Origin of the sequence: Pseudonocardia oceanicola, from assembly GCF_047200735.1 — a bacterium.
Lineage (GTDB): Bacteria > Actinomycetota > Actinomycetes > Mycobacteriales > Pseudonocardiaceae > Pseudonocardia.
This window is the reverse complement of sequence record NZ_JBJZON010000010.1, coordinates 181,213-193,525: the sequence shown is the minus strand read 5'-3', so window position 1 is coordinate 193,525 and position 12,313 is coordinate 181,213. Positions and strand designations below refer to the sequence as shown.

The 12,313-nt window shown below is 75.7% G+C and carries 13 protein-coding genes and 2 pseudogenes; 5 read left to right on the top strand and 10 right to left on the bottom strand.

Annotated elements, in window-relative coordinates; translation table 11 throughout:
* From ACL02T_RS17025 to ACL02T_RS17010, 4 genes are all read right to left on the bottom strand, one after another.
* Window positions 1-816: 5-oxoprolinase subunit C family protein (locus tag ACL02T_RS17025; RefSeq protein WP_412831698.1), on the bottom strand; the 816-nt coding region annotated here is incomplete at its 3' end.
* Window positions 813-1,427: a 5-oxoprolinase subunit B family protein gene (locus tag ACL02T_RS17020; protein ID WP_412831697.1), complete on the bottom strand. Its 615-nt coding sequence runs from the start codon at window positions 1,425-1,427 to the stop codon at window positions 813-815. The genes ACL02T_RS17025 and ACL02T_RS17020, both read right to left, overlap by 4 nt.
* Window positions 1,424-2,182: a LamB/YcsF family protein gene (locus ACL02T_RS17015; protein ID WP_412831696.1), complete on the bottom strand. Its 759-nt coding sequence runs from the start codon at window positions 2,180-2,182 to the stop codon at window positions 1,424-1,426. The genes ACL02T_RS17020 and ACL02T_RS17015 overlap by 4 nt, the downstream gene beginning before the upstream one ends.
* Window positions 2,183-2,207: 25 nt before the next feature.
* Window positions 2,208-3,371 (bottom strand): NRAMP family divalent metal transporter, encoded by a 1,164-nt coding sequence (locus tag ACL02T_RS17010; protein WP_412831705.1) that lies wholly within the window; start codon window positions 3,369-3,371, stop codon window positions 2,208-2,210.
* A gap of 307 nt (window positions 3,372-3,678) precedes the next feature.
* Here ACL02T_RS17010 and ACL02T_RS17005 point away from each other — a divergent pair, with 307 nt between their 5' ends.
* Window positions 3,679-4,383 carry a GntR family transcriptional regulator gene (locus ACL02T_RS17005; protein ID WP_412831695.1) on the top strand — a complete coding sequence of 235 codons (705 nt, stop codon included), beginning with the start codon at window positions 3,679-3,681 and terminating at the stop codon, window positions 4,381-4,383.
* 143 nt (window positions 4,384-4,526) lie between these two features.
* Here ACL02T_RS17005 and ACL02T_RS17000 read toward each other — a convergent pair whose 3' ends face one another.
* Together ACL02T_RS17000 and ACL02T_RS16995 are read right to left on the bottom strand one after the other, a co-directional pair.
* Complete coding sequence (locus ACL02T_RS17000; RefSeq protein ID WP_412831694.1) at window positions 4,527-5,414, bottom strand: EamA family transporter; 888 nt, start codon at window positions 5,412-5,414, stop codon at window positions 4,527-4,529.
* A 3-nt stretch (window positions 5,415-5,417) separates the two neighbouring features.
* Entirely contained in the window at window positions 5,418-5,936 is a 519-nt protein-coding gene (locus tag ACL02T_RS16995; RefSeq protein WP_412831693.1) for a MarR family winged helix-turn-helix transcriptional regulator, read from the bottom strand.
* A gap of 5 nt (window positions 5,937-5,941) precedes the next feature.
* On the opposite strand from ACL02T_RS16995, the pseudogene ACL02T_RS16990 reads away from it, so the two are divergent.
* Window positions 5,942-6,133, top strand: a pseudogene (locus ACL02T_RS16990) (SDR family NAD(P)-dependent oxidoreductase); the annotation flags it as partial.
* 210 nt (window positions 6,134-6,343) lie between these two features.
* Window positions 6,344-6,904, top strand: a complete 561-nt coding sequence (locus ACL02T_RS16985) for a hypothetical protein (protein WP_412831704.1) — start codon at window positions 6,344-6,346, stop codon at window positions 6,902-6,904.
* On the opposite strand, the gene ACL02T_RS16980 is transcribed toward ACL02T_RS16985, so the two are convergent.
* The 4 genes and pseudogenes from ACL02T_RS16980 to gvpJ form a co-directional block, all read right to left on the bottom strand.
* Window positions 6,894-8,000 carry an NYN domain-containing protein gene (locus ACL02T_RS16980; protein ID WP_412831692.1) on the bottom strand — a complete coding sequence of 369 codons (1,107 nt, stop codon included), beginning with the start codon at window positions 7,998-8,000 and terminating at the stop codon, window positions 6,894-6,896. The two genes, ACL02T_RS16985 and ACL02T_RS16980, sit on opposite strands and share 11 nt — an antisense overlap.
* A 72-nt stretch (window positions 8,001-8,072) precedes the next feature.
* Entirely contained in the window at window positions 8,073-8,390 is a 318-nt protein-coding gene (locus ACL02T_RS16975; protein ID WP_412831691.1) for an OmpH family outer membrane protein, read from the bottom strand.
* Window positions 8,391-8,426: 36 nt separating this feature from the next.
* Complete coding sequence (locus ACL02T_RS16970; RefSeq protein WP_412831690.1) at window positions 8,427-10,022, bottom strand: FAD-dependent monooxygenase; 1,596 nt, start codon at window positions 10,020-10,022, stop codon at window positions 8,427-8,429.
* Window positions 10,023-10,319: 297 nt separating this feature from the next.
* A pseudogene (gene gvpJ, locus ACL02T_RS16965) lies at window positions 10,320-10,592 on the bottom strand (gas vesicle protein GvpJ); the annotation flags it as partial.
* A 172-nt stretch (window positions 10,593-10,764) separates the two neighbouring features.
* Here gvpJ and ACL02T_RS16960 point away from each other — a divergent pair.
* Together ACL02T_RS16960 and ACL02T_RS16955 are read left to right on the top strand one after the other, a co-directional pair.
* Window positions 10,765-11,571 carry an SDR family oxidoreductase gene (locus ACL02T_RS16960; protein WP_412831689.1) on the top strand — a complete coding sequence of 269 codons (807 nt, stop codon included), beginning with the start codon at window positions 10,765-10,767 and terminating at the stop codon, window positions 11,569-11,571.
* A gap of 15 nt (window positions 11,572-11,586) precedes the next feature.
* Window positions 11,587-12,234 carry an alpha/beta fold hydrolase gene (locus tag ACL02T_RS16955; protein WP_412831688.1) on the top strand — a complete coding sequence of 216 codons (648 nt, stop codon included), beginning with the start codon at window positions 11,587-11,589 and terminating at the stop codon, window positions 12,232-12,234.
* Window positions 12,235-12,313 lie beyond the last annotated feature (79 nt).

The following is a 12,313-nucleotide window of genomic DNA, read 5'->3' as shown; positions in this document are numbered from 1 at the left end:
GACCTGAGCAGCGCGGTCGACGTCGCGGTCGCGCAGCACCGCGATCACCGGGTAGCCGCCGGTCACGGGGTGGTCGGCGAGGAAGACGACGGGTTCGCCGCCCGGCGGCAGCTGGATCGCTCCCCGGGCCAGGCCCTCGCTGGGCAGCGAGCCGGCGCCCTCGGCGACCTCGAGGACCGCGCCCTCGAGCCGCATCCCGACGCGGTCGGTGCGGCCGGAGGCGACCCACCGCGCGGTGGCCAGCGCGCCGGGCTCGACGGCGTGCTCGGCGTGCGGGCCGCCGACCGCGCGCAGCGTGACGGGTCCCGCGGCCGGCGGTGCGACGGGCGCGAAGTCGATCACGGGATAGGCCCGCGGTTCCGGGCCGACCGGCAGCTCGGCGCCCTTGTCCAGCGGCTCGGGCCCGATGCCGGAGAGCACGTCCGTGCTGCGCGAGCCGAGCACGGGCGGCACCGCGATCCCGCCGCGCACGCAGAGGTAGGTGCGCAGGCCGCACGGGGGCGGGCCGAGCCGCAGCTCCTGGCCGCGCCGGAGCCGGACGAGCGCGTGGTGGGCGACCGGCCGGCCGTCGACGGTCGCGGGGGCCGGGGCGCCGGTCAGGGCGATCAGCAGGTCCCGGGCAGCCCGGGCCGCGAACCCGCCGAGCAGGATCTCGATCCCGGCGGCGCCCTCGTCGTCGTTGGCCACCAGGCGGTTTCCCAGGCACAGCGACGCCCGGTCGGCGGCGCCGGACCGGCCGACGCCGATCGCGGCCAGCCCCGGCCGACCCAGGTCCTGGACCAGGGCCTGCGGGCCGGCGTCGAGGACCTCGATCACGGAACCTCCACGAACCGGACCTCCGCACCCGGCTGCAGGAGCGCGGGCGGGTCGCGGTCGAGGTCCCACAGCGGCGCCTCGGTGCGACCGATCAGCTGCCACCCGCCGGGCGACGACCGCGGGTAGACCCCGCTGAACTCCCCGGCCAGACCCACCGAGCCGGTCGGGACCTTCGTGCGCGCCTCCTCGCGGCGCGACACCTGCAGCCGGGGGTCGCCGCCGGAGAGGTAGGCGAAGCCGGGCGCGAACCCGCCGAAGGCCACCCGCCACGGCGTACCGGTGTGCGCGGCGACGATCCCGGCCCGGTCCAGGCCGGTCAGCCGGGCGACGTCGTCGAGGTCCGGGCCGTCGTAGACCACCGGGATCTCGACGGTGCCGGCCGGCGCACCCTCCTGCGCGGGCCGGACCTCGAGTGTGTCGAGGGCCGCCCGCAGCCGCCCGAGGTCGGCGCCGGGCCGCGCGACGAGCAGCACGGTCCGCGCCGCCGGGACGACGTCGAGCACCTCGGGCAGCTCGGCGGCCCGGCAGGCGTCGGCGAGGGCCACCACCTGCGCGATCTCCCCCTCGGGCTCGAGGAGCAGCGCGGCGTCGCCGTAGGACAGGACCCTCACACGAACCCCTTCAGCTCCACACCGGCCTTCTCCAGACCCGTGCGCACGGCGGTGGCCATCGCCACCGCTCCCGGGGAGTCGCCGTGCACACAGGCGGACTCGGCCGAGACCCGCACGCGGGAGCCGTCGACGGCCCGGACCACACCCTCGTCGAGCATCCGCAGCACGCGCGCGGTGACCTCCTCCGGGTCGTGCAGGATCGCGCCCCGCTCGCGGCGGGAGACCAGCGCGCCCTCGGGCGTGTAGCCCCGGTCCACGAAGAACTCCGGCACCCCGCGCAGTCCCGCCTCCTCCGCCGCGCGCAGCAGCTCCGAGCCGGGCAGGCCGAGGACCGGCAGCGAGGCGTCGTACTCGGCGACGGCCTCGACGACGGCCCGGGCCTGTTCCCGGTGGTGCACCGTGGCGTTGTAGAGGGCCCCGTGCGGCTTGACGTACCGGACGGTCGTGCCGGCCACCCGGCACATCGCCTCCAGCCCGCCGAGCTGGAAGAGCACGTCCGCGACCAGCTCGGCGGCCGGCACGTCCATGAAGCGGCGGCCGAAGCCCGCGAGGTCGTTGTAGGCGACCTGCGCACCCACGACCACGCCCTGGGCGGCGGCCGAGGCCACGGTGCGCCGCAGCGTCGCCGGGTCGCCGGCGTGGAACCCGCAGGCGACGTTCGCGCTGGTCACGACGCCGAGCATGGCCTCGTCGTCGCCCAGCTCCCAGCGGCCGAAGGACTCGCCGAGGTCGGAGTTCAGGTCGAACGCGGTCATGACGCACCTCCGCACGCCGGACGGATCATGCGAACAGGTTGCCCACCGCGGTGAGCGAGGACCAGCCGAGGTAGAGCGCGATCAGCCAGGCGAGCACGCCGATGCCGAGCAGCCAGCGCGGGTAGCGGTAGCCGCCGAGCAGGTCCCGCCGCCGCCACGCCACCCACAGCACCACCGTGAACCCGATCGGCAGGATCAGGCCGTTGAACGCGCCGGCGAAGACCAGCAGCGTCACGGGCGCGGCCCCGATCAGCAGGAAGGCCAGCGCGCTGAGGGCGATGAAGCCGACGGTGAGCAGGGTGCGCGTGCGCGGCCGGGTCCGCTCCGTGGTGAGGAACGAGACCGAGGTGTACGCGGCGCCGATCACCGAGGTGATGGCCGCGGCCCACAGGATCACGCCGAACAGCCGCAGGCCGACCTGCCCGGCGGCCGCCTGGAAGGCGCTCGCCGCGGGATTGTCCTGGGCCAGCGTGACGCCGCCCGCGACCACGCCCAGGATCGCCAGGAACAGCACGACCCGCATGACGCCGGTGACGATGATGCCGAGCACGGAGCTGCGCGTGATCGGCTTGACGTTCTCCGGCCCGGTCAGCCCGGACTCCAGCATCCGGTGCGCACCGGCGTAGGTGATGTAGCCGCCGACGGTGCCGCCGATGAGCGTGGTGATGGCCAGGAAGTTCACGGTGTCCGGCAGCACGAAGCTGCGCAGGGCCTCGCCGACCGGCGGCCGCGAGACGACGGCGACGAAGGTCGTCATCCCGATCATCAGGACGCCCAGCACGACCACGATGCGGTCGAGCGCGACCCCGGCCCGTTTGCTCAGGAAGATCGCGATCGCGATCAGCGCCGAGATCGCGCCGCCGATCTTCGCGTCGAGGCCGAGCATGGCGTCCAGGCCGAGGCCCGTGCCGCCCACGTTGCCGATGTTGAAGACGAACCCGCCGAGCAGCACCAGCGCGGCGAGCACCCACCCGACCCCCGGCGCCACCCGGTTGCCCAGGTCCTGGGCTCGCCGGCCGGACACGCCGACGACCCGCCAGACGTTCAGCTGCACGGCCACGTCGATGAGGATCGACACGAGGATCGCGAACGCGAAGGCCGCGCCGAGCTGGACGGTGAAGGTCGTGGTCTGGGTGATGAAGCCGGGGCCGATGGCGCTGGTCGCCATGAGGAACATCGCGCCGAGCAGCGCGCCGCGGCCGCCCTTCGCGACGGCCGTCGCCGGACCGGCCGGCGTCGACCGGCCCGCGCCGGAGCCGCCGCGACCGCCGGGCCCCGCCTCCGCGCTCACGGCTTCCCCGCCCACCGCTCTGCCCCGCGCCGCCGGATCGCCGCCGCTGCCCTGCGCCTTGCCGCCGTTCGCGCTCACGTGCCCTCCCGCCGGACCATGGCCGGGCCCACACCCGGCCCTTCGGGTGGCGAGCGTAAGGATTGCTCAACAATTCAGCAAGAGGAAGCCGAGATGCGGAACCACGATGGTCACGTACGCTCTGCCCGTGACGATCGCGGATCCCACCGGCGCCGCTCTCGCGTCGCTCGCCGGGGCGCGGGCCCTCGTCGCCCGCACCTCGACGGCCGAACGCGTGGCCGACGCCGTGCGGAACGAGGTGGTCGAGGGCCGGTTGCGCCCTGGAGGCCGGTTACCCGAGCAGGCGCTCTCCCATGCGCTCGGCGTCTCCCGCAACACCGTGCGCGAGGCGCTGTCCCAGCTGGCCGCCGAGCGGGTGCTGGTCCGGGAGCCGAACCGCGGTGTGTTCGTCGCCGTTCCCGACGCCGACACGGTCCGGGACGTCTACCGCGCGCGGCGGCTCATCGAGCCCGGCGCCGTCCGGGAGGGCGAGCGTGCGGCCGACCCGGTGGCCGTCGGACGGCTGCGGGAGGCGGTGCAGGAGGGCCGCGAGGCCGCCGCGCGCGACGACTGGCCCGGGGTCGCCGGCGCCAACCAGCACTTCCACCGCGCACTCGTCGGGCTGGCCGGGAGCGCCCGGCTGGACCAGCAGATGGCCCTGCTCCTCGCGGAGATGCGGCTGGTCTTCCACCGCATGGCCTCGGTCCGCGAGTTCCACGAGCCCTACCTCGACGGCAACGACGCCATCACCCGCCTCGTCGAGTCCGGCGAGCGGGAGCGGGCCGCCGAGGAGGTCGCGGGCTACCTGCGCACCGCCGAGGCGCAGATCCTGGCGGCCTTCGCCGACCTCTGACGGCTCCCGCTCCGCGGACCCCGACGGCGACCGGGTCGACGTGGCCCCACCCGCCCGGCCGCCTAACGGATCGCGAGATCGGGTCGACCTCCCCGCACATCGACGCGAGGAGGCCGCCGTGCGCCGCCTGACCCTGCTCCTGCTCAGCTCAGCGCGATCAGGACCGCGGCGGCGGTGGCGACGGCCAGCCCGGTCGTCTGGGCGCGGGTCAGGCGCTCGCCGAGGGCGGCGACGCCGACCACGGCCGGCACGAGCGGGTAGAGCGAGGACAGCACCACCGCCACGGTCACGAACTCGCTCTGCACCGCGGCCAGGTAGGCGGCCAGCGCGACCGCGGCGAGCACACCGGCCCCGCCCGCCGCCGCGACCCGGACCGGACGCCGCCGCCCGGCGCGGGCGCCCTCCGAGCCCGTGCCCCGCACGGGCCGGGCGCGCATCAGCGTGCAGGCCAGGACCCCGACCGCGAGGAGCGCGGCGGCGCGGCCCCCGAGGACGGGCCACAGGCCCGAACCCGGTCCGGCCCGGGCCAGCGCGAGGTACTGGACCGCGATCCCCGCCCCGGCGACGAGCCCGTCACCGACCGAGCCGCGCGTCGGCCCGGTCCCGTCCGACGAACCCCGCGACGAACCGCCGGAGACCAGCCAGAGCGCCGGCAGCGCCAGTGCGACACCGAGCCACGTCGGCCAGGCCGGGCGCTCGCCGAGCACGGTCGCCCCGACCAGGACGGGCAGCGCGACCCCGCCGACCGCGCTCACCGGGACCACGACCGACATCGCCCCGCGGCCCATGCCGCGGAACAGGAACGCCATGCCCAGACCGGTCCCGAGCCCGGACAGCCCGCCCCACAGGACGTCGCGGACCGAGGGCGGCGCGGGCGTGAGCAGCGGCGCCACGACCGCCAGGGCGAGCAACCCGCCCAGCTGGCCGAGGAAGGCCACGTGCACGGCCCGCACCCGCCGGGCGACGATCCCCCCGACGACGTCGGAGAGCCCGTAGCTCAGCGCCGACACCAGGGCGAGCGCGGCACCCACCGGTCACCGCCCCCGATCCCGCTCGGCCTGCCCCACCGGGCACGCCGCGCCGTCCGTGCAGCAGGCGCGGTCGCAGAGCCGACACAGCACCTCGGAGCTGCCGACCTCGGCGTAGAGCCGGGTCAGGAGCCCTTCGAGGAGACGGGTGAGGACGCGGCGGTCGTGGGCGTCGAGATCGGCCAGGACCTGCTCGGTACCCGCTGCGCGGGTGTCGAGGACCTCCCGGACCGTGCGCTCCCCGTCCGGGGTCAGCGCGACCGGGACGGTCCGGCCCTCGCCGGCCCCGCGCCGGGCGAGGCCCGCGGCCTCGAGGGAGGACACCATGCGGGCGGTGGCCGGTTGCGAGAGCCCCACGCGCCGGCCGAGCTCCGTGACGCTCACCCCCGGCGAGTGGGCCAGCACGACCAGCGCGGCCGCACCGCTCACGCTCACCCCGGCCGCCTCCCGCACCCGGGCCAGCATCAGGTCCGACAGCGCCAGTGCGGCGGCACCGAGCAGGTTCCCCAGGCGCGACTCATGCATGAGTTATGCATTCCCGCGCGCCCGGGGTCCGCAAACCCTCGTCATCGCCCGCCCGCCGCCGGCAGGCCGGTGATCGAGCTCGTTGCCGGTCGGTCGCCGACCGCGTCGTCCTGGTCACCGGAGCCGCGAGCGGGATGGGGCGGGCGACCGCCCACCTGCTCGCCGACGAGGGCGCGGCGGTCGGGATCGTCGACCGCGACACCGGGCGGCCGCTCGCCCGCTCGTCGACGAACCTGAGAACGGGCACCGCACGTCCGGCCCATCCCGCTGCTCCCGCCGGAGCAACCCGCGGCCGCTCGCCTCCCCGCGGGCGCGGATCGGCGGTGCGGAGGCAACCTCCCCTCAGGCTCGCGCGTCCTCCCCTCGTCCCGGCCCTACCGTCTCCGCCGACACGAGAGGAGACGCCCATGGGCCGCACGCACCTGATCCTGGCCGGCCTGGCCGCCGGGGTCCTCACCCTGAGCGCCTGCGGTTCCGGGGCGCAGGACGAGCAGGTCGTCCCGCAGGCACAGACCCGGATGCAGGGCCACGACATGTCGTCCGAGCACGGCCCGTCGACGCAGGGCGGCGACATGGCCGGCATGCACCACGGCGACGGCGGCGTCGAGCTGTGGGCGGTGCAGAGCGCGCCGCTCGGCACGATCGTCACCGACGCGGCGGGGCACGTGCTGCACCGCTACGACGGGGACTCGGCCGCCCCCTCGACGACGACCTGCACCGAGGACTGCGCCGCGGAGTGGCCGCCGGTCCTCCTGCCCGACGGCGAGCAGCCCGAGCTGCTGGGCGTCGACGCGAGCAAGGTCGGCACCGTCACGCGCACGGACGGCACGAAGCAGGTCACGCTCGCGGGCTGGCCGCTCTACCGCTACGCGGGCGACGACGGCAGCCTCACCACCACCGCGGGCCAGGGCACCGGCGGCGCCTGGTTCGCCGTGACGCCCGACGGGTCCAAGGCCGTCACCCCGTAGCGGGGACCGAGAGCACGTAGTCGCCCAGCTCCTCGTCGCGCTCCATCTCCACGAGACCGCGGGCGCGCGCGGCGCGGACGAAGGTCAGGAACCCGGTGAAGCCGTAGCGCTTCTCGCTGAAGTCCGGCCGGCGCTTGCGCAGCTGGTTCTTCAGGCCGGACAGCTGGGGGCGCCCCAGCTCGCGGACGACGTCGACGAGCAGGCCGAACGTGTCGTCGTCCGGCCGGGGCTCCGGGAAGGTCACCGACGGGTCGCCCTGGGCCGAGCCCTCGCCGAGTTCGACCACGCCCTGCTCCTGCAGGTGGCGGAGCAGCTCGCCGAAGCCGCGGAAGCCCCAGTCTCCCTCGTCGAAGGTGGGGTCCTTGCGCAGGATCGCCCGCTTGAGCCGGGAGGCCAGGACGGGGCCGTCGGTGTGCCGCTGCAGCCCGGCGAGGGTGCTGGCCACGAGCTTGCCGACGTCCTCCTGCTCGCGCTCCTCGGCGGCGGACCCGGCGTCGACCTCCCCGGCGTCGACCTCCCCGGCGTCGATCTCGTGCGGGACGGGCTCGGGTGCCGGCACCGGATCAGGGGCGGTGACGACGACCCGGCTCCTCGCCCGACGGGGCCGGGGCCGGGGCTCGACGCCGGGCAGCCGGTCGTAGAACAGGAACTCGTCGCAGGCCGGGGGCAGCAGCCGCGAGGTCGACGACTCCACCCCGATCCCGATCACCCGCTTGTCCAGCTCGCGGAGCTTGTGAACCAGCGGGGTGAAGTCCGAGTCGCCGGTGCCGATGGCGAACGTGGTGATGAACCCGCGCTCGTAGGCGAGCTCGATCGCGTCGACGGCGAGCTTGATGTCCGCGGCGTTCTTGCGCGCCACCCCGAGCCGCTGCGGGATCTCGATCAACTCCACCTGCTGCCGGGCCAGCAGCCTGCGGTCCTCGTCGAAGGCCGACCAGTCCGCGTACGCCCGGCGGGCGACGACGCGGCCCCGCTCGGCCAGCGCGTCGGCCACCGGGCCGAGGTCGAAGGGCGCCACACCCAGACCGTCCCGCGCGCCGATCGCGAGGTTCTCGTAGTCGAGGAACAGCGCGATCCGCTCGTCGTCGTTCTCCACCGGGCGCAGCGTAGTGCGGCGACCGCACCGGCGACGGAGGTCACCGCGCGCAGTGACCGACTGCTGCGTCGGTCAGTCCGGCGCGGTCCGCCTCCACCAGAAGACCGCGGCGCCGGTGAGCGCGGCGCCCACCCCGAGCACCCCGCCCGCGATCTTCCCGGCGTGCCGGGCCTGCTCGACCATCCGGGCCCGCAGTGCCTGCACCCCGTAGTCCAGCCTGGCCAGGCTCTCGCGGAGCTCCGTGCGAGCCCGGGCGAGCTCGTCGTCCCGGCCGTCCTGCTGCGCCTCCAGCTGCTCGCGGATCTCCTCCCGGAGCCGGGCGGAGGAGAGCACTGTGCCGTCCACGACCGGTCGCCGGTCGGTGACGACCAGCTGGTACGTCCTGCCCACGGTGCCTCGCTCCCCTCGGCCTGTGCCGATCTCTGCTCAGGCGAACACGCGCGCCAGGTACCCGCCGACCCCGGCGACGTCGGCCGCCGGGCCGCGGTGGCCCAGGTACCCGTCCGGACGGACGACGAACGCCTCCCCGTCCGTGGCGCGGAGGTGCGCGCGGACCTCCCGGTCGCCGTCGTGCAGCACCGGTGTGCGCAGTGGCGGGGCCTCGACGCCGGGAGCGAGCACCGCCACGGCACGCATCCGGCCATGGGCCAGTTCCGCGGCGGTGGCGGCGAGCTTGTCGAAACCCGCGGTGGCGCCGGCGGTGTCGGCGTACAGCAGCAGCGTGTGGTCGGTGCCGGCGAGCTCGGAGAACAGCCGCACGGGGAACCGCACGACGTCCCGGACCAGGCCGCGGGCATCGGGTACCCGGTCCCCGGGCTGCGGCGCGTCGACCGGCAGGACGGGGTCGGTCGGGGACACCGCCGGGCTGCCCCGGTAGCCGACCAGCAACTGCGCCTCGCGACGGATCGTCGTCCACGGGTCGTCCCGGTCGATCTGCACCCCGCCGCTGGTCGCCGCCCGGACCGTCCGGCCGACGACCTCCTCGCCGACCGGCCGCCGCTCGGCGTCGTAGGCCTCGAGCAGGCCGGGCGCGGCCACGCCCTCGACGGCCAGGGCCAGCCGCCACGCCAGGCCGACGGCGTCCTGGATGCCGGTGTTCATGCCCTGCGCGCCGGTCGGCGGGTGGATGTGGGCGGCGTCGCCGGCGACGAACGCCCGGCCGCGCCCGTACGCGTCGACGATCCGGTGGCTGATCCGGAAGACCGAGGACCAGCGCAGGGCCGAGGCCGTGCAGGGCTCGGGCGCGAGCCGATCGAGCACCGCCTGGATGTGGTGCAGCTCCGGGCGCCGGCCCGCCTCGAAGCCGTGCGCCACCTCACCGCTCGCGGGGGTGGCCAGGTCCGGCGGTACCAGCATGGACATGCGGTAGCGCCGGTCGCCGGGCAGCGGGATGGCGACCAGGATGTCGTCGTCCCGGGTGGCCCGCAGCGAGTAGCCGCGTGGCAGCGACCAGTCCACCTCGACGTCGCCGAGCATGTACTCCTCGGCGAACGCGCCGCCCTCGAAGCCGAGCCCGAGGCCCTTGCGGACGGCGCTGTGGGCACCGTCGGCCCCGACGAGGTACCTCGCCCGCACCCGTTCGCCGTCGGACAGCTCGGCCGTGACCCCCTCGTCGTCCTGGGTGAAGGACAGCAGCTCGACGCCCCGCTGCGGGCGGGTGCCGTACCCGGCGACGGCCTCGGCCAACAGGCGCTCGGTCTCGTACTGCGGCAGCGCCTGGAAGGCGAAGGGCACGTCCGGCGGCACCTCGAGGTCCACCTTCGCCACCTGCTCGCCGTTCCGGAGCACGATCTGGCCACGCATCTCGATCCCGGCGTCGAGGGCGGCGCGCAGCACACCGGACGACTCCCACAGCTCGAGCGTGCGCGGCTGGATGCCGACGGCCTTCGCGTACCGCGGCGGCTCGACCAGCTTGTCGATCACACGACAGTCGACGCCCCGGCGGCGCAGCTCGAGCGCGGCGGTCAGGCCGACCGGACCGGCACCGACCACGAGTACGTCGACGGACCTCTCGCCGGGCATGGCTCCCCCTCGTGGTGTCACGGATCACTCGGGGGAGCGAGCCCGGACGCTACCGAGCAGCGGCCGTCCTGGGAAGGAGCGCGCCGGATCCACCCGGGTCGACCTCCGGCTCGAGGACGGCCGGACCACCGGTTCGTCGAGGTCCGCTCAGGTGCTCCTGCCGCAGGCCACCGGCGAGCCGACGGCGAACGGGCCGCGCCAGGGCGGCTGAGCTCGGCCGGGGCGGAACCGCCGCCGGCGGACCGGCCCGCGGCCGTGTCGACCTGCGGCTCAGCGCATCGCCTTCTCGGTGGTCCTCTGCAGGATCTCCGGGAGATCCGTCCCGCGCTTCTCGCTGCCGTGGAGGTCGAGCCGGTTGGTGGCCTCGGCGAACCGCAGGAAGGTGTCCACACTCGCCACGACCACGCGGGCGTCGATCGTGAGCAGCTCGATGCCGACGATCGACACCCGGACGAAGACGTCGATCACGAGTCCTTTGTCGAGGATCAGCTCGACGACGTCCGCCAGCCCGCTGGAGCCGCCCCCGCCCGAACGCTGGACGTGCCCGCCGCCCGTGGTCGCCACCGACACCGTGTCCTCCCATCGCCGACGATCTCACGTACCCGAACCGGTGGCGCCGGACGCACGGTCACGAGAAGTTGGGCCGCCCGGGTGATCAGGAGCGGCCGTCGGGCTCCCCGCGATGCCGCAGCCGGGTCGGCACGCGGTGCGTGAGCCGCCGCGGGACGGGCACCCGTCACCTATGCAGACTCCCCAGGACTTCCCCCGCACCGCGATCGTCACCGGCTCGGACTCGGGGATCGGGCGGGCCACGGCCGTCGCGCTGGCCGGGGCCGGCTGCGACGTGGGCATCACCTGGCACGAGGACGAGAAGGGCGCCGAGGACACGGCCGAGGAGGTGCGCGCAGTGGGTCGCCGCGCCGAGGTGCGCCGGCTCGACCTGACGGGGCTACCCGGTGCCGCCACCGTCGTCGACGAGCTGGCCGACGCCCTCGGCGGGGTGGACGTGCTGGTCAACGGGTCGGGTACGGGCACCGCCACCTCGTTGTTGGAGCTGGGCTTCGACCAGTGGCGCGAGGTGATCACGACGGATCTGGACGGCGCGTTCCTCTGCCTGCAGCACGCGGCCCGGCGGATGGTCGCGGCGGGTCGCGGCGGGCGGATCGTGAACATCACCAGCGTGCACGAGCACGCGCCCCGGGTCGGCGCGGCGCCGTACTGTGCGGCGAAGGGCGGGCTGGGTCTGCTCACGAGGACCGCGGCGATCGAGCTCGCCGAGCACGGCATCACGGTCAACTCCGTGACCCCCGGCGAGATCGCGACGCCGATGACCGGGCAGGAGGACGAGGACCCGACGCGAACCACCCGGCCCGGTGTCCCGCTCCGCCGGCCGGGGCACGCGTGGGAGATCGCCGACGTGATCGCGTTCCTCGCCTCGCCCGCCGCGTCGTACGTCACCGGCGCCTCGTGGGCGGTCGACGGCGGGATGCTGCAGATGGGTCCGATGGCGGGCTCCCACCTCACCTCCGACGACTGGCGGCGGGGCTGAGCGGGCACGGGCGGGATGCGCCCGTTCCTCCTCGTGCCCGGGCTCGGCCTGTCCGGCGCGAGCTGGGGCCCGACCCTGCGGGTGCTCGGGGCCGGGGCGGAGGTCGTCACGCTGCCCGGGTTCGGCCGGCGCGCGCCCCGCGCGCTCGCGCTCGATCCCGCGGCGCAGGCCCACCGCGTCCTGGCGGCGGCGGACCTCACCGGCCGGGTCGTGCTGGGGCACTCGGCGAGCTGCCAGGTCGTGGTCGAGGCGGCGGCCCGGGCGTCGGACCCGCCGGCGGCACTCGTGCTCGTCGGCCCGACGACGGATCCCTCCGGCGGTACCTGGCCGCGGCTGGCCGACCGCTGGGTCCGCACGGCCGCGCACGAGTGGCCCGCGCAGGCCCCGCTGCTCGTGCGTGACTACCTGCGGACCGGGCTCCTGGGGATGGCCCGCACGCTCGACCAGACCCGCCGGCACCGCATCGAGCCCCCGCTCGCGGCCGTTCGCTGCCCGGTGCTCGTCGTCCGCGGCCGGCACGATCGGATCGCCCCCGCCGGCTGGACCGAGCACCTCGCGCGGACCGCAGCCACGGGCCGCGCCTTCACGCTGCCCGCGGGCGGGCACATGGTGCCCCTGACCCACCCGGAGCTGCTCGCCCCGGTCCTCAGCCGCCGGGGTTGAGGGTCCTCGACCGCCTGGGTCGTGCGGGTCGTGCGGGTCGTGCGGGTCGTGCGGGTCGTGCGGGTCGTGCGGGTCGTGC

What these genes read in the sequence shown, in the direction of transcription:
- ACL02T_RS17015 (WP_412831696.1), bottom strand. Translation starts at nt 2,182, where the DNA reads ATGACCGCGTTCGACCTGAACTCCGACCTCGGCGAGTCCTTCGGCCGC.
- ACL02T_RS16995 (WP_412831693.1), bottom strand. Translation starts at nt 5,936, where the DNA reads ATGCATGAGTCGCGCCTGGGGAACCTGCTCGGTGCCGCCGCACTGGCG.
- ACL02T_RS16985 (WP_412831704.1), top strand. Translation starts at nt 6,344, where the DNA reads ATGGGCCGCACGCACCTGATCCTGGCCGGCCTGGCCGCCGGGGTCCTC.
- ACL02T_RS16970 (WP_412831690.1), bottom strand. Translation starts at nt 10,022, where the DNA reads ATGCCCGGCGAGAGGTCCGTCGACGTACTCGTGGTCGGTGCCGGTCCG.
- ACL02T_RS16960 (WP_412831689.1), top strand. Translation starts at nt 10,765, where the DNA reads ATGCAGACTCCCCAGGACTTCCCCCGCACCGCGATCGTCACCGGCTCG.
- ACL02T_RS16955 (WP_412831688.1), top strand. Translation starts at nt 11,587, where the DNA reads ATGCGCCCGTTCCTCCTCGTGCCCGGGCTCGGCCTGTCCGGCGCGAGC.